Raw genomic sequence first — 18,858 nt, 5'->3', positions numbered from 1 at the left:
ATAGTCTAAAAATGTCCTTCTGTGCAAGTCTTTAACCGGTTTGTTCCACTCTCTAATCTGGATAGTCGCCCTTGATCTTAAAGAACGACCCGCGAATCGTACCGGCAAGTTTTGATTTTTGTCGGGCAAACTTGAATTTGCCTTCAAACACATCCGGGATGTCCATACCGTCTGAAAGCTTGAAGCCAACGGCGCGCTTCCCGCCGTCTTCCAACGTGTACAAAACGTTGATCGACAGCCCGTTTTCGTAAAAGACATAGGTCCACCGCACACCATCGACAACGAAGTCAGAAACTTCCAGCGGCTTGTATGGCAGCACCATATCCCGCTCTTTGAGGATCGTGTTCACGCGGTCGATCAATTCCGGGTGGTCACTAGCCGGTTCTGTGACATATTCATGCTTGTACTTGTTCCAAAAATAGCGCGCCTCGTTTGCCCGAAGACCAGCCAGCGCGTCAACAACGGGTGACGATTCTAGCCCCGTTGTCTCCACCGTTTTAAAATTTACTTTATAGGTCATAAGCCTGCTCCTTTGTGGATGCAACTTCCTGATACCTACCCGCATCCTTAGTCTAAAAATATGAAGTTGCTTCATTATACTGCTAGTTGTTCTTAAACAGTAGTCTTGGATTTATTTGGGGGAAACGTCGGATTACGTACTGCCATTATGAAGTGGGAAAAGCCCGTTGCATTGCGCGATTTGGCACTCCGCTGTGGTGGCTCGCGAATGAGCTAACTCGATTTCTGCTGCGCAGCTCTCGAGTGGATCTCATTCGACTCGCATATCACTAGGTGACCGAAAAACACGCCCACTAAGTGATATCGACACCGCAACTCCGTGCCAAATCGCTCCATTCCACTCGTAATCAGCAAGCTTGTCGCTTTAGGCTAAGTATCGACATCTAATCAATTCCAGTTTGCAGATTATCCGCCCTCGACTGCAGATAACCGATTATCAGCGAACCTGGTTGAATTGAGGCCGATGGGTGGAAGTTTGCAGTTAAAGTTTCACTGCACGTAACGTTCTGTTATCAAGGTAAGCGATAGCACTTTCCTAAAGTGAACCGCAAATATCAGCGTAGTGGAGCCGGTCGGCATTGCAGGCAGTAGTGTCGGTGTTTGTTGGCGAGGGTTCTGTCCTCGCCTACAAACACGGGAGACGGAGGAGATCCTTGAATTTATGCAAAGAAATTCAATAGCTCCGAAGCGACCCACTACAGCCTGCAGGGCCGACCGGCGCAACGAATCGGCAGTTAACCTTGGGCCTCACTCAAAATTGATGGGATAGTACCAGGAATACGATTATGACAACTATTCCAATGAATAATGGAATGCTCAAATGAAGGAATTCACTAGTGACAAGGAAAAACGCAATGATAGCGCTATTTCAGAGATAGGGGAAATGCCTAATTCTTTTTGAACTGCCAGAATACTATAATTTATTTATGTAAAGGGTAAAGCCCATTTAACCGCCTTTTGTGGCGGGTTCCGGTAAGGATTATGAGAATATTATGGTTCTTAGGAATATTTAATAGGACTTGATAATACTCGTTAAAAGAGTAATTTAAAGATAATCACTTTCTGTGGAGGATGATAGATAATGGCTACTTTGGAAGTTAAAGATTTACATGTTGAAGTTGAAGACGAAGAGAAACAAACGAAACGTGAAATTTTAAAGGGCGTGAACCTGACCATGAACACTGGCGAAATCCACGCCATCATGGGCCCCAACGGGACAGGGAAATCAACCCTTTCTCAAACGATCATGGGCCAGTCAGCCTATCATGTCACTCAAGGTGATATCTTATTAAACGGCGAATCCATCATTAATATGCCGGTTGACGAACGGGCACGTAAAGGCCTGTTCCTCGGGATGCAGTACCCCGCTGAAATTCAAGGGGTGACGAATGCTGAATTCTTACGGGCTGCCATGAATGCCCGCCGTCCTCAAGATGACCAGATCTCTGTTATGGCCTTCTTGAAGGAACTTGATAAGAACCTCGACCTGCTGGATATGAGCCAAGAGATGACAGAACGTTACCTCAACGAAGGCTTCTCCGGTGGTGAAAAGAAACGAAATGAAATTTTACAATTACTCATGATCAAGCCATCATTTGCCTTACTTGATGAAATCGACTCAGGGTTGGATATCGATGCCCTCAAGGTCGTTTCAAAAGGGGTCAACTCCCTACGTGGCGACGACTTTGGTTCACTGATCATTACCCACTATCAACGACTGTTGAACTACATTGTGCCTGATGTCGTTCACGTGATGATGGGCGGTCGAATCGTGAAGACTGGCGATGCTGAATTGGCTCAAAAGTTGGAAGACGAAGGATACGCTGGTCTGCGTGACGAACTTGGCCTGGACGTTAACCTGGTTGACGAAGACTAAGGAGGGGTAATCGATGACAGAAGCAGTTCAAAATTATGAAACACTCAAAACGGACGTGGCGGCTGCAGCGAAAGCCCATAACGAACCACAATGGCTCGTTGACCACCGGGTGGCCGCTATCGATGACCTGGTCGACCTTGGGTTTCCGAACATGCAGCGGTTTCGGTACAGTGCCTGGACGCTGACCCCAACGGATGAACCCCTTGAATTTAAGGATTCTGACAAGGCGTTAGCAGCCAGCGTGCCGTTGGCCGAAGACCGAATCCAGTTTGTTCAAGCAGGACAAACGACCGTCGCTGTTAACCTACCAGACGATTTAAAACAACAGGGTGTTATCCTAACCGACCTGTTTACCGCCCTGCATGACCATGCTGAACTGGTTGAAAAATACTTGTTCCGTGAAATTAAATTAGGTGAGGACCGGTTGACGAGTTATCACGCCGCTTTCTTGAACTCAGGGTTATTCCTGTACGTACCAAAGGGCGTTGAGATCGAAAAGCCAATTGAAGCCTACCTGATTCAAGATAGTACCCGCAAACAACCCATGGTTTCCCACGTTTTGATTGTGGCAGAAGACAATGCTAAGTTCTCTTACATTCAACACATGGCAACGGTGGGCGACGAAGAAAACGCGGCGAGCGCTGCCGTTGAAATGGTAGCAAAGCCAAATAGTGAAGTGCACTTCTCCTCACTGGATGAATTGGGCGAGCATACCACCGGCTACCTGAAGCGTCGTGCGAACATCGGCGATAACGCAACGGTGGATTGGGCCATCGGCTTAATGAACGACGGGAAAACGGTCGGGGACTTTGACTCCGAATTGATTGGCCAAGGTTCTAAGGCCGATTCCAAGGTCATTGCGGTGACCTCCGGCGATCAGCGGGAAGGCATCAACAACCGCGTGACGAACCACGGGAAGCGCTCAACTGGATTTATCCTGCAACGGGGCGTGCTGTTGAAGAAGTCTGAACTGGTCTTTAACGGGATCGGCGATATTATTCACGGGGCTTCCGGTGCCAATGCGGAACAGGAAAACCGGGTCTTGATGATGTCCAACGGAGCGCATGGGGACGCGAACCCGATCCTCTTGATCGATGAAAACGATGTGTTGGCCGGTCACGCTGCTAGTGTGGGCCAAGTCGACCAGGAACAGATGTACTACCTGATGAGTCGGGGGATTGCGAAGCCAACTGCCCAACGGATGGTTATTCGCGGGTTCCTCAGTGCCGTTATCGGTGCCGTACCGCTCCCGGAAGTGCGTCAAGAAATGATCGATATTCTCGAAAGGAAGCTTGAAGATGGTCAACAACTTGAATAAGGTCGCAGCAGATTTTCCAGTTTTAAACCAAAAAGTTAACGATGAGCGGCTTGTTTATTTAGACAACGCCGCCACCGCCCAGCGTCCCAACCAAGTTGTTGAGTCGTTAGTCCACTTTTATCAAAACGATAACGCCAACGTGTTACGCGGGGTGCACACCCTGGCAGAACGTGCCACTGCTGAATATGAAGAAGCCCGGCGCAAGGTGCAACACTTCATCAACGCACCGGAACCAGAAGAAATCATTTACACGAAGGGCTGTACTGACGGGTTGAACCTCGTTGCCAGCACCTATGGTGAAGCGAATGTCGAAGCTGGCGATGAGATCGTCATTTCCATTATGGAACACCATAGTAATCTGATTCCTTGGCAGCAATTGGCACTCAAGAAGCACGCCACGTTGAAGTATATTCATTTAACGGATGATGGTGAGATTGATCTTGAAGAAGCCAAAACGCTGATCACCGATAAGACGAAAATCGTTGCCGTGGCCCACGCCAGCAACGTGATGGGGACTGTTAGTCCCATCAAGGAACTGGCCGCAATTGCTCATCAACACGGGGCAGTATTTGTGGGTGACGGGGCGCAATCCGTGCCGCACATGGCTATTGATGTCCAGGATCTGGACGTTGATTTCTACGCCTTCTCCGGTCACAAAATGATGGGGCCAACTGGAATCGGTATTCTGTACGGCAAACGAGAATTGCTTGAAGCAATGCCGCCCTACCAGTACGGTGGTGAAATGATCGGGTTCGTGCACCAGTTTGAAAGTACCTGGGCTGAATTACCCTACAAGTTCGAAGCCGGGACGCAAAACATTGCCGGCGCGATTGGGTTAGGCACCGCCGTTGACTACCTCGAAAACATCGGGATGGACAACGTTCAGGCGCACGAGCAAGCACTCGTGAACTACTTGTTGCCTAAGCTCGAAGCGGTTGATGGTGTCACGGTTTACGGCCCTCAGGACCCAGCAAAACACACCGGCGTTATTGCGTTTAATTTGGATAACCTGCACCCCCACGACGTAGCGACTGCCTTAGATATGGAAGGCATCGCCGTTCGGGCCGGTCACCACTGTGCGCAACCACTGATGGCATATCTTGGACTGACCGCCACTGCCCGTGCCAGCCTGTATTTATACAATACCGAGGCGGACGCTGACAAATTACTCAGTGCAATTCAGGAAACAAAGGAGTTCTTTAATCATGGGACTGTCAAAGCTTAATAGTCTGTATCGCGAGGTCATCTTGGATCATTCAGATCACCCGCACCATAAACATCAACTCGATCACGCGGATAAGACCATTACCCTGAAAAACCCAACCTGTGGTGACGTGATCAATCTCGAAATTGAATTAACGGATGATGATAAAATCAAAAACATCGGCTTTACCGGCGACGGCTGCACGATCAGTCAGTCCTCTGCCAGCATGATGACCGATGCAGTGATGGGCAAGTCAAAGGAAGATGCCCTGCATATGGCCAAGACGTTTTCCGACATGGTCATGGGTAAGGAACATCCACAAGCCGACTTGGATCAGCTCGAGGACGCAGCCATTCTGTCGTCGATCATGAGCTTCCCAGCACGAATCAAGTGCGCAACGCTTTCCTGGTGGGCCTTACAACAGGCCTTACTTGGCGAAAACGGTGCCCAGACAACGGAGAAGGAGGATTAGGCATATGAGTGAAATACCTGATAGCATTAAAAACGACCAAGATTACGAATACGGGTTCCACGATGATGTGAAGCCAGCGTTTACCACGGGGCGTGGCCTGACCGAAGAAATTGTGCGTGAAATTTCTGCTGAAAAGCACGAACCGCAATGGATGTTGGACTACCGGTTAAACGCCTATAAGATCTATAAGGAAATGCCATACCCGGCATACGGACCTGACTTGACTAAGCTTGATCTCAAGAACATGCGATATTACCAAAAAATGACCGACAAAAAGTACCGGGACTGGGAAGATGTGCCAGATGACATCAAGAAGACCTTCGACCGGTTAGGGGTGCCCGAAGCTGAGCGGAAGTATTTGGCTGGGTCCTCTGCGCAATACGAGTCAGAAGTGGTCTACCACAACATGAAAGATGATTTCGATAAATTAGGCATCATCTTTACGGATACCGATACCGCATTACGTGAATATCCAGAGCTATTCAAGAAGTGGTTTGGCAAGTTAGTTAAGCCGTTCGACAACAAGTTCGCTGCCTTAAACGGGGCGGTCTGGTCTGGCGGGTCCTTCATTTACGTGCCGAAGGGTGTGCAAACGAAGACACCGATCCAATCGTACTTCCGGTTGAACTCTGAAAACTCAGGTCAATTTGAACGGACATTGATCATCGTCGACGAAGGCGCCCACGTGGACTACGTTGAAGGGTGTACTGCACCAAACTACTCAACGGATAGTCTGCACGCGGCCGTTGTTGAAGTGAACGTGGAACGTGACGCCTACTGTCGCTACACCACGATTCAAAACTGGTCTGATAACGTGTATAGTTTGGAAACCAAGCGGGCCGCTGCTGAAGAAAATGCCACGATGGAATGGGTCGATGGCAACTTGGGGTCAAAGGTCACCATGAAGTACCCAAGCGTTTATCTTAACGGCCGTGGCGCTCGTGGGACCATGTTGTCCATCGCCGTCGCAAGTAACGGAATCCACCAAGATTCCGGTGCGCGGATGATTCACAACGCGCCAAACACATCGAGTTCAATTGTGTCTAAGTCCATCGCGAAAACGGGTGGTTCCACGGATTATCGTGGGACAGTCCGGTTTACCGAAAAGTCAGACGGCTCAAAGGCGCACGTGGAATGTGATACGATCATTATGGACGACCAGTCATCGTCGGATACGATTCCGTATAACGAAATCTATAACGGTAATGTGGCCATGGAACATGAAGCGAAAGTTTCAAAGATCTCAGAAGAACAACTCTACTACCTGATGAGTCGTGGCATCTCGGAAGCAAAGGCAACCGAAATGATCATCATGGGCTTCGTGGAACCATTTACGAAGCAGCTTCCAATGGAATATGCGGTGGAGTTGAATCGGTTGATTAGTTTTGAGATGGAGGGGTCAATAGGGTAGAGTGTGGAAGAAGGCGTTAAGGGGGCGGAGCGTAAGTAACTCTGGCAGAAATGCCCGAACCTGGCATTTTTGCCAGAGTTACTTACGCAGTAGCCCCCTGCCTTCTGGAACACGTTTCGGCAATGTGAAATGAGAGCACGTCGCAAGCCGCACAAAGGCAAAGAAAAGTGCAATCCGATTCTGGATTTTTTGCCAGAGTCCGTTACATGGCGGCCCCTTGCCTTCTGGAACACGTTTCGGCAATGTGAAATGGGAGCACGTCGCAAGGCGCACGAAGGCGAATAAAAGCTGATTCCAGTGTTCCACACAACAGCGCTATAGAACCACTCAATTCCTATAAACATCAAAGCAAAAAAATCCTGTCTCACCAAAAAATGGTGAAACAGGATTTTTAGTCTATTTTCCCTGACGCGTTAACCCATGAATACAATTTTCATAAAGCCACGCTAGCAACGGCGCATCATCACCAGTTTCATAATAAGCCGTCAGTAACCGATTCCATTCAGGTAGCTGTACCTCGGTAATATTAACCAGACCGGTGCCAGCATTGATCATAATATAATTAGCTGCCACAATGGAAGTGCGTTTGTTGCCATCCCAGAATAACTGTTCTCGGTCGGCCCGCAGCATGTGGCGTAGTGCCTTTTCCGTGGCGGACAGGTTACTTGTCATTAAGGTGTTGATCCACAAGGAAACAGTCGTATTGTTAGGAATATTTGGAACATATTTTGCATCTTCAGTGTAGATCTGTCCATCACGAAGCTGGCCCCAAACCAGGGCTTCATTTTCGGCAACAGCAGCGTTGATCCGACAAGCCATTGTCAGCGAGAAAGGCGCGCTACAAGTGAGAACAAGATGCCATGCGTGCTGTAAATTCGTAATGATCAGTAACTCATCTGGCGTAATGGTGGCTGGTTGATGGCCATCTAAAATAGAATACACATCTTGTTGCGATACCGTCACACCTTCGAATTTTGAATTAGCATAAATGAGTGCTGGCAGGGTGACTGCTAGCAAGCGATGGTTTTCTAAAGGTGAAAGGTGGTGTTTATCTGCCAGCATAACGTTGTACAACTCCTTTATTCTGTTTATGGATAGCCTATTAATACTAGATGAAAATGGCAAGTAAAGTATGCTGTGATGGCACTATTTGTACATAAAAAGGGGAAGCCTTAGAATCGACCATCCCCTTATCAAAAGGCTATTTTGTTAAAGCTAACATTGACTTTAAAATAGTTGTTTAAGCCCCTTGCGAAACGCTCTTCAACAACGAATCAGTAAAGGCATCCAAGTGCTTCTTATCTTCATCATCAGCCTGCAGGTTAATGAACAGCGGTTCAGCACCACGAGTGGCGCCAGTTCCGGCAATTTGTTTGTCAAAATAGGTGACTGCTTTGCAGTAGTCGTCGCCGTAGAAGGTATCACCGGAGCCGGTCACACCAAAGACTTTTCCGGTGAGATCCAAGTCCTGGATATCATCGTAGAAGTCCATGCCTTCGTCGGGGAGCTCACCCTCGCCGTCGGTATAGGGCACGATAACGATCAGGTCATCGTCTTCGAGGTCTTCAGCGTCAGCCTGTGAGATCTCGGTTAATTCAGGGTCGAGGCCCTTATCTTTAAGTTGTTGCACAACAATTTCAGCAACTTCTTCGTTATTTCCAGTAAGTGATGCATAAATGACGGATGCATTCATCAACAATCAACACCTTTCACTTAAAAAGTATAGCATTGTTCAATTTTTTACTTAATAAGGGAAATGACTAATTCCACTAGGAATATTTCCGTGGCATAATTAACGTAACGTGAGAATATTTTAATCTTTGACTTGAATACGGGCTCAATTTGCCCGTTGATCACACCGAAATCACCAAAAAAACCTAACGGAGGGGTACACCATGGCAGACGAAGAATTAGGAACGGAATTTTCACCCATTGAAAACAAGGTTATGACAGCACTTGAGGACGTCATTGATCCAGAACTGGGCATTGATATGGTCAATCTTGGTCTGATTTACGACATCAACGTGGACGACGATGGGGCGTGCGTGGTCACGATGACGTTGACCACCATGGGCTGCCCACTCGGGAACCTGTTAAACGACCAAATTACCCAGGCGATCGTTTCTGTCGATGGCGTGACGGCCTGCGACATTAATTTAGTCTGGGAACCAGCATGGGACATGGACCGGATGAGTCGTTTCGCGAAGGTTGCGCTTGGGATTCACGGCTAGACATAGAAATGGATGATTGAGATGAACATAAAAAAATTTGTGGACCGCAGAAAAGAATTGCGCATTTCTCAGGTGAAAATGTGTGAGGGCATCTGCACCCAGTCCACGCTAAGTAAGTTTGAATCCAGTGGTCGGGTACCGTCACTGGTGATCTTGACCCAGTTATGTACGCGGATTGGGTTGACCATTGATGACCTGAATTCGGATGAGATTTCGTCGACGAACCAGATTCAAAAACAGTTGGATACAGCGGAACGGCAACTTGCCATGGGTGATTACCAAACGGTGCTGCAGACGATTTCTGGCATCGATGAGGAGCAGATCAGCCCGATTCCGTTGCGGATTCAGTTCTACTATTTACGCGGGATGTTAAACGCACTGATCAACCGCGCACCAGAGGTCGTTTTATACGATTTCTCGCAGATTTTAAACGATTTAGATGAACGCCACGATACGATTTTTTCGCAATTAGCCTACGTGGGGTCTGGCCTGACCTATATTCGGAAGAAGCAGTTCGAACGGGCGCAATTTTACTTCTGCAAGGTCAACGACTTTATCAAGACCCAGTTGGAGCGGCCACAGTCCGATGATGACCCGCGGCGTGATGACCTGCGCTTGTTGACGCTGATCTTCTACACGGCATACTACTATGCCTTGCAGGACCAGTTAACGACCAGTGATGAGCTGATTGAGACCGGGATGAACCTGTGCTCGATCAAGCATGTCACGTATTATTTACCGCGGTTGAAGTTCCTGGCGGCGGAAAACGCCATTCGGGAAAAGCAGGAGAAGACCCAGGTCGAGGATCTGATGACTGAAGCGCGCGTGTTTGCGAACCTGAATAAGAATCAAATTATTACCGTGAAACTGGCTGCGTTGCGCAATCGGTACGCGAAAGGGTTGGATCTGCAGGATTTGGTGCCTTAACGGAAAGTGTTAGTTGAACTTTTAAATGAAAAGTGACAAAAAATAGTGTTTTGACAACGAAAAGGCCTACTCAGATGAGCAGGTCTTTTTTATACTTGGGGCAATCAAAATAGAGGAGGTCCTCATCGTGGATAACCTATACACGGTCACACAGGTGGCTGACAATGTCTATAACATTAGCGATTCCATTACTGAAGAAGGCACCGTTTGGCAAAATTATCACCATTACCAGTGACATGGGCTCGCTTGGACTAGCAACTGATCCAACGTCGATGTTCTCAAAGATCATTGCTTTCCCATACCAGGCGTCTAAGACAGCGTTAAATGCGATGGTCGTTTCCTACAGTAAGGAACTCAAGGATACCAACATCACGTCTAACGCGGTTAACCCTGGGATGACAGCAACTGATTTGATGGACAAGAAAGCTTTTGAAGCTAACGGTGCCAAGACCGTTGAACAAGGGGCTGCGCGGGCGATTGAGCTGGCACTGGATCCGAAGAACGAGCTTAATGGGACATTTACGAGTGACCAGGGGCCTGAACCTTGGTAAAAAATTGAAAATGTTTAAAGTAAGACAAAGAAACGGACTATTTTAAAATAGTCCGTTTCTTTAACGCAGTTTTAAATATCAATCAAATGATGATGCACCGCATACCGAATTAAATCGGCCCGCGAATGCAGTTTTAACTTATGCATGATGCTAGCTTTGTGCGCCTCAACAGTTTTAGTCGAAATAAACAATTCGGCGGCAATCTCTTTGTTAGAATACCCCAGCGTGACCAGCGGCAAGACATCACGTTCTCGTTTGGAAAGGGCATTATAGCTCTTTAGTTTGACGTTGACGTCACCAGAATTGATCTGCTCGAGATCCGTTTTTGAGATCTTGATACTCTTATCAATGTAGGTGTCACCATTGGCCAGTGCCGAAAGGGCGTGCAGCAGTTCATCATCGGAGGAACTTTTCAGCACGTACGACATGGCGCCGTTATGAATCGACTGGTTGATGTACTCTTGTTCTTCGTGCATCGATAAAATAAGAATCCGGACATCCGGAAACTGTTCGTGAATCTTTTGCGTCGTGATCAGACCGGATTCACCAGGCGGCATGCTGAGATCCATCACTAAAATATCAATGTCGCCGCGTTCGACGCGCAGATAGGTATCAGTCCCGTTGGCTGCTTGGTCAACCACCGTGAAATTTGGCTGGTCGTCGGCAATCATCACGTTGTACATGCTGAGTCCTCCTTTTTTGTTTTTTGGTTGGTGATTTCTTTTTTGTAGTATTCTGGTTTGGAATTTATTCTCGTTCTAGTTGTTCTTGGCTAAAAAGTATTGTAGAAGGTAGGGAATATGGCGCATGCAACTCTGGCAAAAATGCCAAGTTCAGTAGTGCTTATCTTAGACCATAGTGCGCCTTGCGACGTGGTTTCAGGCCACATTGCCGAAACGTGTTCCAGAAGGCAAGGGGCTACTGCGTAAGCTAACTCTGGCAAAAATACCAAGGTCAGTTAGTGCTTATCTTAGACCATAGTGCGCCTTGCGACGTGGTTTCATGTCACATTGCCGAAACGTGTTCCAGAAGGCAAGGGGCGGCCATGTAACGGACTCTGGCAAAAAATCCAGACCCGGGATTTTCTGCCAGAGTCCGTTACATTCTGCCCCTTAACCGCCTTCTTCCACACTCTCTACAACGCTACCGGAAACTTCACCGTCACCATTGTCCCATTTCCCGGTTCTGATTTAATACTAAAGGCACCATTGAGCGCCTTAACGCGTTCATTCATGTTCATGAGGCCCATGGAGCGGCCGTTGAATTCTTGGTGTTTCGGGACTTCGAAGCCCTTGCCGTCGTCCATGATCTCAAGCGTGATGAAGTGGTTATGCGAAACGAGCAAGAGGTCGATTTCATGAGGTTCGGCGTGCTTCAACGCGTTGTGAATGGCTTCTTGCGCAATGCGGTAGAGGACGTTTTGCGTTTCAGCACTCAGGACATCGGTCTTGGCGCTGCCACTTACGGTTGTGGTGATTCCCGTGGCTTCTTCTGACCGCTCAGCTAGGACCCGTAAGGCGGGAATCAGCCCAAAGTTATCGAGAACAGATGGTCGGATGTCCAGTGCCATGCCTTTCACTTCCTCCAGTGTATCGTTGAGTTGTTTTTCAATGCCAGCCGTCAGTTCTTCCGTTTCAGTCGGTGACAGGCTATCCTTGGCGAGCCGGCGAACACCCATAATTGCGGAATACATACTCTGCGCGATACTGTCGTGGAGGTCCTCCGAGATGTTTTTACGTTCTTTTTCCTGCGCTTCCGACACGTAGCGGCTGAGTTGCCGTTGCTCGGCCATTTCATCCATGCGGTCGATGGTGCCGCGACTCTTCAGCGTTAGCGAAAAGACCTTGGTTGGCACGTCGATCACGTGGTAGATCAAAAAATAGTTTAACGGATGACGCTTGTCGTTGGCGAGGGTGATTGGAATGGAAATCTCATGCATCATACTGCGAATCGAACAACTAAAACAGTCATCGGTTGGCGCAAACTTCTGTTTAACGGCGGCGTCAGCCACCTGGACGAGGTAGTTGGGCGCAAAATGCAGTTCGTCTTGTAGGTCCTGGGCAAGCTTGTTACTGACCAGCAGAGTGTCCTCTTGAAAGAGGTAGATGGCGTCGCTGGCTTCGTCAAAATAGTGTTCGATCCAATGTTGTGCAGTTGCCAAAACGTCATCACCAGACTTTCAAGGATTTAGAGTGTCGTTTTGAAAGGCTTGAAACACCAATTATTTTCCCCTTAATGATACCATGTTTACACGCTGATAAAAGCGTTTTTCACTAAAATAATCACAAAAATATATTGCTTGATTTGGGGATGCTGTGCCGTGCTTTCAGTGTCCTTTGGAAATGAGAGTTAGCTCATTGATTCATTGTGATATCGGTGTTTAATCACTTTATACGATTGAATAAATTATGACATAAATAAGTATGCACGAAAAATAAACTGTAATTTTTGAAAAAGAAATTGCAGCTTTCAAGGTTTTATTGTGAAACAGTAAACACACTGAACATGATAAAAAGATTATCCCATAATTCAACAGACTTGTACTCAAAAAGTTGCGTCCAGGGCATTAAAAAATCTGGCTGCTTGGAACGGCGAGTGGAAGACAGTTTTGATAGTCACAAATGAAGTCCTTAGGCTGATTGTCATCAAGTTGAAGGAAGTCTTGCAGTTCCTGTTTAGACGTCCAGAAGTGGGCAATCGTGTAGAAATCGGAGCTCGGTGTCGCAACAAACCGATTTTGTGAACTAGCGAGATTAACGAGGACACGATTCTCGATATTGCAATAATATGAGTCTAATAATAAATATTCGTTTTTCGTTGGATTATGGCAAACCCCGGCAAAAATATCGTTCAACACGTCGCGCTGTTCAAAAGCGGTCTGATTGGAAACAACTGTGACGGTGGGGAAGTCGGCAAATTGGTCGGCAAGTCGCTGATAGTTTTCAGTGTTAGAACTGATCAGAATCTGATCGCAAAGCATGATTAAATTGTGAACAGCGACAATCGTGTTTGAAATGATCTGATCCAAGTCCTTAACCGGCGTGTTCGTCGTCAAAATAAGCCCAATCATTGCAACAACCTCCCTAGAATTTGTGCGTTACTTATTGTTACTTGCAGTATAGCAGATGGGAAGGGGAGGGGGCATTAGGGAAATGGCTAATTGGGGAGAGCGTGGAGGGAGGCGGTTAGGGGGCGGCTCATAAGGGGACTTCGACCAGAAAAGCCCGGGCCTGGCTTTCCTGGTCGAAGTCCCCTTATGAATTAGCCCCGTGCCTCCCGAAACGCGTTTAGGCTACATAAAAGTAGAACGCAGTGGCCAGGACAACTCGGAAAAATCAGTGCAGAATCACAAGTAACAAGTAACAAGCATTAAATCAGAAATCACAAATCAGAAATCACAAATCCAAAAAAATAAATCACAATCTCCCCAACTCCACCACAAAAAAGAGCCACCGCCAACCAACCTCAGCGATAGCTCTAATCTAACTAAATCTAAATATCACTCAATCAAACCCTACTTCCCATCATAAAACGACCGCGGTACACCATACCGAGACCGCCCAAGTGACTGTTGCAGCCACGGCACGAACCAGTAGTCCAGCCCAATACTTCGACCAGAACCGTTCATCAGCGCGATGGCGACGAACAGGACCCAGCAGGTTGCCCAGGTGTGCAGGAAGAAGAAAAAGCCGATAGCGACGAGCAGGGCGGCCGTCCAAGTACCGAGGCCAAAGAAGATCAGGCACCCCAGAATGATTTCCCAGATGCCGATACCTGAGTGGCCGATAACCAGCCAGCTGATGTCACCCTGGAATTTATCCACCCCGTCAATAAACAGGCCCAGGCCAAATGCAATCCGTAGCGGGACAGTCCAGAGCACGTTTGAGCGTCGTGCTGTGTTGTAGCTGAACACTGTCCGGCCGTTATCGATGCGGAAGAACTCGTCCATTAAATACTTCCACATGAAGTAGAATGAGCCGATCCGTTTGAAATACAGGAAGTTTGATCCATGCTTCATGATGGTGGCCAGCCAACCGCGGACTCGTTTGCCCCCAAAGACCTGCGCAATCCCGTAGCGGGAACCAAACGAAATGGTGAAGCCCATATTTTTGTCGGTAAACTCGGTGTAATTCTTGTCACCGTTGATGTCAGCGGCAATGTTTGCGGCGGAAACATTCGCTTCGTTTTCAGCTTCCTGAGCGGTCTGTGGGACAGCCCGTTCAGCACCTTCAGCAGTGGCGTTGGCGTCATCACCGGCAACGTAGACGCTCTTATCTTCCAGACCGTCAGCTTGCAGATACTTGTTGACGACCAGCCGGCCGCCACGACCAGCATCGATGCCAAATTCATCGGCAGTGTGGTTGGTCTTCACACCGGCAGTCCAGATCAACGTGAAGGTCTTGATTGGATCTTGTTCCTTGATCTCGACGCTATCCGCATTCACCTTAGTGATTGCAGAAGAGGTGCGAGTCTCAACGCCGTTCTTCTTGAGGTAAGCTTCTTCGTGGGCGGCGTTAGTCCGATCCAACATGTTCGTGATCGTTGGTGCGGCTTCAACCAGAATGATTTTGATCTCACTTGGGTCAAGTTTGTTTTGAGCAGCCAATGTTTTCTTGTAGTCAATGAGTTCGCCGACTGTTTCAGCGCCGGTAAACCCGGACCCACAGATGACGAGCGTCAATTTGGCAGCTTTTTTTTCAGGGTCGCGTTCAACGGCTCCGTCACGGATAATGGCGTTGATGTGGTCGCGCAGTTGGATCGCGTCTTCCATGGACCAGAGCGTGAACCCATTTTCTTTAACGCCTGGTGTGCCGAAATCGTTAGGTTCGCCACCCATACTGATCAGCAGGCTGTCGAAGGCGTAGGTGCCAAACTCACCGTGAACCTCTTTAGCGTCCGTGTCGATAGATTGAATGGTGTCGGTAATCAAATGAACGTTTGATTGACGGCTAAATAATTTCTGGAGGTCATATTGCACAGCATCGGGTTGAACCCGCTCGGTGGCGACCTCGTGCAACTGTGTTAAATAAGTAAAGTAAGAGTGACGGTCAATCAACGTAATGGTCACGTCGTTGTTGCCTTTAAAGCGTTTCGCTAATTTTTTAGTGGCCAAAACGCCAGCGAATCCAGCGCCAATGACAACGATGTTTTTGCTCATGATGAACCCTCCTAACCGGTTATAAGACAAGTGTGTAAATCAATCATTATAATTGCATAACACCTTACATCATGATTATAGTAAGCGGTTTCAAGAATGTCTAATGAATTGAATGTGAAGTGGGGAGCAGAGCGCGAAAGAAGGCGTTTAAGAGGTTGCACATAGGGGGACTCTGACGGAAATGCCCCGCCCCTGGGCATTTCCGTCAGAGTCCCCCTATGTGCAACCTCTTGCCTTCTTTCGCGCGTTTCGGCTATATGAGAGTAGAACGAAATCCAAAGCGAGCCACTAGTAACAGTAGTATAAATAAAGAGCGCGGAGGGAGGCGTTTCGGCAATGTGGGATTAGAACGAAATTTAAGGCGGGTCTATAGTAACGGTAGTATAAAGAACGACCGCGAAATAGCGAAGGAACGCGAAAAACGGCTTAACTCAAGAAAAATCTAAAAAAGAACAAAAAAAGCAACCACCTAAATTGTCGACTCGGGGATTCAGATCCAAACAGATCCTACCCAATGGCAATAGATGATCACTCAACAATAAGCATAGCCGGTTACCCAAAAAAACAACCATTCAGTCAAACACCTAAACAGTTGTTCAATAGAAAACGACTCAGCCAACTTAAGGCCGCAATCCCTTATCCAAAGTATCAATAATAAACGTAATCTGTTCATTCACATCCCGCGGCGAAAGATCCAAAAACTCGCGGTAAACGGCGCCGAGAAAGGTACTGATCACAAGTTGGAACACCATGTCGTTTGGGATATCTGCAACTAAGTGTTGCTCCTTCAAGCGGGTAACGGCAGGCGTAAAAATCTGGCCAATTGCTTTCGTGGCGACGTCCTTAAACTTGTTTCGCAGTTCAACGTTATACATCAAGGCTTCAAACAGAACTTTGATGACCGAAATGTTTGCCATCACAAAGTGCATCCGGTCGGTGACCACACTAGTGAGAAAATCGCGTAACGTGTTGAAGGGGAGGTTGACGCGTTCCGCGCCGAATTCGGTGGCCATTCGCGGTAATACAACGGCCAAAAATGGTTGGATAATGGCGCGTAACAGCTCTTGCTTGTTGGCGTAGCGCTTATAAACGGTGCCTTCTGCGACGTCTGCTCGTTGCGCAATATTGGCAGTGGTCGTGTTGGCAAATCCCTTTTCGGCAAACAGCGAGAGACTGGCTTCGAGAATCTGTTTTTGTTTTTCAGTCAAGTTGCGGTTTTCCGTCATGGCTTCTTTAAAGTACGTACTGATCTGTGTTGGTTCGCTCATGTTAGACCCTCCGATAACGTTTCATACCGACAATATTTAAAATTGTAAACCCAATGAGGAACGCAATCAAGATGAGCAAGTTAGGCGTGATATCGGCGAGGGTTGCACCCTTGGTGGCTACGTTGGTGAGGGAGCTTGCGCCATAGTACAGCGGGAAAATGTGGGCAAGCCATTGCAGCCAGGTTGCCATGCCGCTCAGCGGTACGAGGCCTGAGAAGAGAATTTGCGGAATAACAACAATCGGGATGAATTGGATCATCTGGAATTCGGAGTTGGCAAACGTTGAGATGAAAATGCCCATGGTGAGGGCGACCAGCGCTAGACACAGGTTGATGAGTACTAGCAGCCAGAAGTTGCCGACAATTGTGACCTGGAAGACGTAGAACGCGAACCAGACCAGCAGGAGCGTTTGTAAAACGGCAAAGAGCCCGTAGCCAATCAGGTAGCCGGTAATGATCTCGGAGCGTCGAATCGGCGTGGCGAGCAACCGGGATAGCGTTCCCGTTGTGCGTTCGTGCAACAGAGAGATGCCAGAGATCAGGAACACAAATAGGAAGACGAAGAAGCCAAGCAGAATCGGCAAAAATTCAATGAAGAAGTTGGAATTGGAACTGCCATAGAGGTAGTGCGAACTTGTGGTGTACGTTTTGGCAGATTGTTTGCTGTTCGAATTCGTCTTAGAAGCTGGCAGTTGGGCGGCCAGTTGCGGACTCGATTTCACAAGTTTCTTCAAAATGGCTTGCTGCTGTTTGAGGGCGGCAGCCTGTTTGGTTGTGGCGGCCTTCAGGGCAGCAAATTTTAACTTGATCGTGCCTTGCTGCAAGGACTGTTTGATGATCGTAGATTTGCTGGGTTCACTGTTTTGATACGTCACGGTCAGTTTGTTACCTGATTGCTTTAACACCCCAGCAATATTATCGCGGCGAATGACGTGTTCTGCATTGATGGTTTTACTGTAATGTTTGATTTTAATGTGACTGTTATCCACGGCATTGACCAATGACGAGTCAACGTTGCTGACACCTAAAGTTGCCGTGGTATCGCTGTTGGAGTCAAACAGAAAGTACATGAGCGTCAGAATAAGCAGGGGCGCTAAAAACATCAGTGCCAGTGTGCGCTTATCCCGAAACATTTCGGTGATGATTCGTTTAACGATTGCTAGTGTGCGCATCTTGAAGCCTCCCTGCTTTTAAGAATACCTGCTCAACGGTGTCGACCTCGTACTGGGTCTCCAGGGCTTTAGGCGAACCAGCGGCCAGGGTGACCCCTTCGCGGATGAGGGCGAGACGGTCACACCGTTCGGCTTCATCCATGACGTGAGTGGTGATGAGGACTGATTTTCCCTGGTCTTTCAGGGAATTCAACTCGGCCCAGATCTGCTGCCGTAATTCCGGATCAATACCAACAGTAGGTTCGTCGAGAATCAGCACGTCAGGGTCTTGAATCATGGCAATGGCCAGGGACAACCGGCGTTTCATCCCACCAGAATAGTTGTTAATGCGTTTGCCCAGGTCATCGGTGAGGTTGACGACTTGTGCAACATGGGCAATGGCAGCGTCAAGCTTGCTGCCGGTGACGCCCATGAGTTGACCGAAGAACCGCAAGTTCTCCTTCGCAGATAAGTTGTCATACAGGGCATCGCTTTGTGCCATGTATCCGATTTTAGTCATGATCGCACGGTTTGGCATGAGCGTGCCAAGCACCATGACCTGACCGGCCTTAGCGGCTTCCATCCCCATGATAATTTTTACAAGGGTGGTCTTGCCAGCGCCAGAAGGACCAATTAACCCAACGATTTCTCCTGGAAAAAGGTCGAGTGAGACGCCATCTAAGACGGTTCGATTGCCGTAAATTTTTTGGATAGTTGCTGCATGAATAACAGGTTCCATAGAATCACCTTCTAAATTAGTGAGTGAGTTTTCA

At 48.0% G+C, this 18,858-nt stretch carries 18 protein-coding genes; 8 read left to right on the top strand and 10 right to left on the bottom strand.

Annotation, left to right across the window (positions count from 1 at the left end; all coding sequences use genetic code 11):
• Window positions 1-52 precede the first annotated feature (52 nt).
• Entirely contained in the window at window positions 53-520 is a 468-nt protein-coding gene (locus AYR61_RS02405) for a hypothetical protein (RefSeq protein ID WP_054708594.1), read from the bottom strand.
• Window positions 521-1,600: 1,080 nt separating this feature from the next.
• Between AYR61_RS02405 and sufC the strand changes: the two genes are divergently transcribed.
• Genes sufC through sufB form a run of 5 tightly spaced genes read left to right on the top strand, consistent with a single transcriptional unit; the run spans window position 1,601 to window position 6,800 of the window.
• The gene (sufC, locus tag AYR61_RS02400) at window positions 1,601-2,395 is read left to right on the top strand and encodes a Fe-S cluster assembly ATPase SufC (RefSeq protein ID WP_054708597.1); all 795 of its coding nucleotides are present in this window, start codon (window positions 1,601-1,603) and stop codon (window positions 2,393-2,395) included.
• A 13-nt stretch (window positions 2,396-2,408) separates the two neighbouring features.
• Window positions 2,409-3,713, top strand: coding sequence for a Fe-S cluster assembly protein SufD (gene sufD, locus AYR61_RS02395; protein ID WP_065901495.1), 1,305 nt, complete (start codon window positions 2,409-2,411; stop codon window positions 3,711-3,713).
• Entirely contained in the window at window positions 3,694-4,938 is a 1,245-nt protein-coding gene (locus AYR61_RS02390; RefSeq protein WP_054708603.1) for a cysteine desulfurase, read from the top strand. The genes sufD and AYR61_RS02390 overlap by 20 nt, the downstream gene beginning before the upstream one ends.
• On the top strand, window positions 4,919-5,389 hold the full coding sequence (gene sufU, locus AYR61_RS02385; protein ID WP_065901493.1) for a Fe-S cluster assembly sulfur transfer protein SufU: 471 nt from the start codon (window positions 4,919-4,921) through the stop codon (window positions 5,387-5,389). The genes AYR61_RS02390 and sufU overlap by 20 nt, the downstream gene beginning before the upstream one ends.
• A 4-nt stretch (window positions 5,390-5,393) precedes the next feature.
• On the top strand, window positions 5,394-6,800 hold the full coding sequence (gene sufB, locus AYR61_RS02380) for a Fe-S cluster assembly protein SufB (protein ID WP_054708609.1): 1,407 nt from the start codon (window positions 5,394-5,396) through the stop codon (window positions 6,798-6,800).
• A gap of 396 nt (window positions 6,801-7,196) precedes the next feature.
• Here the strand turns inward: sufB and AYR61_RS02375 are convergent, their stop codons facing one another.
• Window positions 7,197-7,862, bottom strand: a complete 666-nt coding sequence (locus AYR61_RS02375) for a Fic family protein (protein ID WP_083215450.1) — start codon at window positions 7,860-7,862, stop codon at window positions 7,197-7,199.
• Between the two features lie 178 nt (window positions 7,863-8,040).
• Window positions 8,041-8,496 (bottom strand): flavodoxin, encoded by a 456-nt coding sequence (locus tag AYR61_RS02370; RefSeq protein WP_318529572.1) that lies wholly within the window; start codon window positions 8,494-8,496, stop codon window positions 8,041-8,043.
• A gap of 199 nt (window positions 8,497-8,695) precedes the next feature.
• On the opposite strand from AYR61_RS02370, the gene AYR61_RS02365 reads away from it, so the two are divergent.
• The 3 genes from AYR61_RS02365 to AYR61_RS02355 all read left to right on the top strand — a co-directional run bounded on the left by AYR61_RS02365 (window position 8,696) and on the right by AYR61_RS02355 (window position 10,509).
• Window positions 8,696-9,031, top strand: a complete 336-nt coding sequence (locus tag AYR61_RS02365) for a metal-sulfur cluster assembly factor (RefSeq protein ID WP_065901491.1) — start codon at window positions 8,696-8,698, stop codon at window positions 9,029-9,031.
• 21 nt (window positions 9,032-9,052) lie between these two features.
• Complete coding sequence (locus AYR61_RS02360) at window positions 9,053-9,958, top strand: helix-turn-helix domain-containing protein (protein ID WP_065901488.1); 906 nt, start codon at window positions 9,053-9,055, stop codon at window positions 9,956-9,958.
• 164 nt (window positions 9,959-10,122) lie between these two features.
• A complete protein-coding gene (locus AYR61_RS02355; protein WP_054708614.1) occupies window positions 10,123-10,509 on the top strand; it encodes an SDR family NAD(P)-dependent oxidoreductase in 387 nt (128 codons plus the stop codon).
• Between the two features lie 71 nt (window positions 10,510-10,580).
• Here AYR61_RS02355 and AYR61_RS02350 read toward each other — a convergent pair whose 3' ends face one another.
• From AYR61_RS02350 to AYR61_RS02320, 7 genes are all read right to left on the bottom strand, one after another.
• Window positions 10,581-11,192, bottom strand: coding sequence for a LuxR C-terminal-related transcriptional regulator (locus AYR61_RS02350; protein ID WP_065901480.1), 612 nt, complete (start codon window positions 11,190-11,192; stop codon window positions 10,581-10,583).
• A 452-nt stretch (window positions 11,193-11,644) separates the two neighbouring features.
• The gene (locus tag AYR61_RS02345) at window positions 11,645-12,670 is read right to left on the bottom strand and encodes a sensor histidine kinase (RefSeq protein ID WP_065901478.1); all 1,026 of its coding nucleotides are present in this window, start codon (window positions 12,668-12,670) and stop codon (window positions 11,645-11,647) included.
• Between the two features lie 405 nt (window positions 12,671-13,075).
• Window positions 13,076-13,579, bottom strand: a complete 504-nt coding sequence (locus AYR61_RS02340; protein WP_054708626.1) for a hypothetical protein — start codon at window positions 13,577-13,579, stop codon at window positions 13,076-13,078.
• A 444-nt stretch (window positions 13,580-14,023) separates the two neighbouring features.
• On the bottom strand, window positions 14,024-15,667 hold the full coding sequence (locus AYR61_RS02335) for an FAD-dependent oxidoreductase (RefSeq protein ID WP_065901476.1): 1,644 nt from the start codon (window positions 15,665-15,667) through the stop codon (window positions 14,024-14,026).
• Window positions 15,668-16,287: 620 nt separating this feature from the next.
• A complete protein-coding gene (locus AYR61_RS02330) occupies window positions 16,288-16,935 on the bottom strand; it encodes a TetR/AcrR family transcriptional regulator (protein WP_054708628.1) in 648 nt (215 codons plus the stop codon).
• Between the two features lies 1 nt (window position 16,936).
• Complete coding sequence (locus tag AYR61_RS02325; RefSeq protein ID WP_056988008.1) at window positions 16,937-18,106, bottom strand: ABC transporter permease; 1,170 nt, start codon at window positions 18,104-18,106, stop codon at window positions 16,937-16,939.
• Window positions 18,084-18,824, bottom strand: coding sequence for an ABC transporter ATP-binding protein (locus AYR61_RS02320; RefSeq protein WP_056988009.1), 741 nt, complete (start codon window positions 18,822-18,824; stop codon window positions 18,084-18,086). The genes AYR61_RS02325 and AYR61_RS02320 overlap by 23 nt, the downstream gene beginning before the upstream one ends.
• Window positions 18,825-18,858 lie beyond the last annotated feature (34 nt).

Source organism: Secundilactobacillus paracollinoides (genome assembly GCF_001702155.1).
In the GTDB taxonomy this organism is placed as follows: domain Bacteria; phylum Bacillota; class Bacilli; order Lactobacillales; family Lactobacillaceae; genus Secundilactobacillus; species Secundilactobacillus paracollinoides.
The sequence above is the reverse complement of the archived record's forward strand: the minus strand, read 5'-3'. Positions and strand labels throughout refer to the sequence as shown.

Excerpts from the sequence above, each read along its gene's own strand:
- AYR61_RS02405 (WP_054708594.1), bottom strand. The coding sequence starts at position 520 with ATGACCTATAAAGTAAATTTTAAAACGGTGGAGACAACGGGGCTAGAA.
- AYR61_RS02360 (WP_065901488.1), top strand. The coding sequence starts at position 9,053 with ATGAACATAAAAAAATTTGTGGACCGCAGAAAAGAATTGCGCATTTCT.
- AYR61_RS02320 (WP_056988009.1), bottom strand. The coding sequence starts at position 18,824 with ATGGAACCTGTTATTCATGCAGCAACTATCCAAAAAATTTACGGCAAT.
- sufC (WP_054708597.1), top strand. The coding sequence starts at position 1,601 with ATGGCTACTTTGGAAGTTAAAGATTTACATGTTGAAGTTGAAGACGAA.
- AYR61_RS02350 (WP_065901480.1), bottom strand. The coding sequence starts at position 11,192 with ATGTACAACGTGATGATTGCCGACGACCAGCCAAATTTCACGGTGGTT.
- sufU (WP_065901493.1), top strand. The coding sequence starts at position 4,919 with ATGGGACTGTCAAAGCTTAATAGTCTGTATCGCGAGGTCATCTTGGAT.
- sufB (WP_054708609.1), top strand. The coding sequence starts at position 5,394 with ATGAGTGAAATACCTGATAGCATTAAAAACGACCAAGATTACGAATAC.
- AYR61_RS02355 (WP_054708614.1), top strand. The coding sequence starts at position 10,123 with ATGTCTATAACATTAGCGATTCCATTACTGAAGAAGGCACCGTTTGGC.
- AYR61_RS02365 (WP_065901491.1), top strand. The coding sequence starts at position 8,696 with ATGGCAGACGAAGAATTAGGAACGGAATTTTCACCCATTGAAAACAAG.
- AYR61_RS02325 (WP_056988008.1), bottom strand. The coding sequence starts at position 18,106 with ATGCGCACACTAGCAATCGTTAAACGAATCATCACCGAAATGTTTCGG.
- AYR61_RS02375 (WP_083215450.1), bottom strand. The coding sequence starts at position 7,862 with ATGCTGGCAGATAAACACCACCTTTCACCTTTAGAAAACCATCGCTTG.
- AYR61_RS02330 (WP_054708628.1), bottom strand. The coding sequence starts at position 16,935 with ATGAGCGAACCAACACAGATCAGTACGTACTTTAAAGAAGCCATGACG.
- AYR61_RS02340 (WP_054708626.1), bottom strand. The coding sequence starts at position 13,579 with ATGATTGGGCTTATTTTGACGACGAACACGCCGGTTAAGGACTTGGAT.
- AYR61_RS02335 (WP_065901476.1), bottom strand. The coding sequence starts at position 15,667 with ATGAGCAAAAACATCGTTGTCATTGGCGCTGGATTCGCTGGCGTTTTG.
- sufD (WP_065901495.1), top strand. The coding sequence starts at position 2,409 with ATGACAGAAGCAGTTCAAAATTATGAAACACTCAAAACGGACGTGGCG.
- AYR61_RS02390 (WP_054708603.1), top strand. The coding sequence starts at position 3,694 with ATGGTCAACAACTTGAATAAGGTCGCAGCAGATTTTCCAGTTTTAAAC.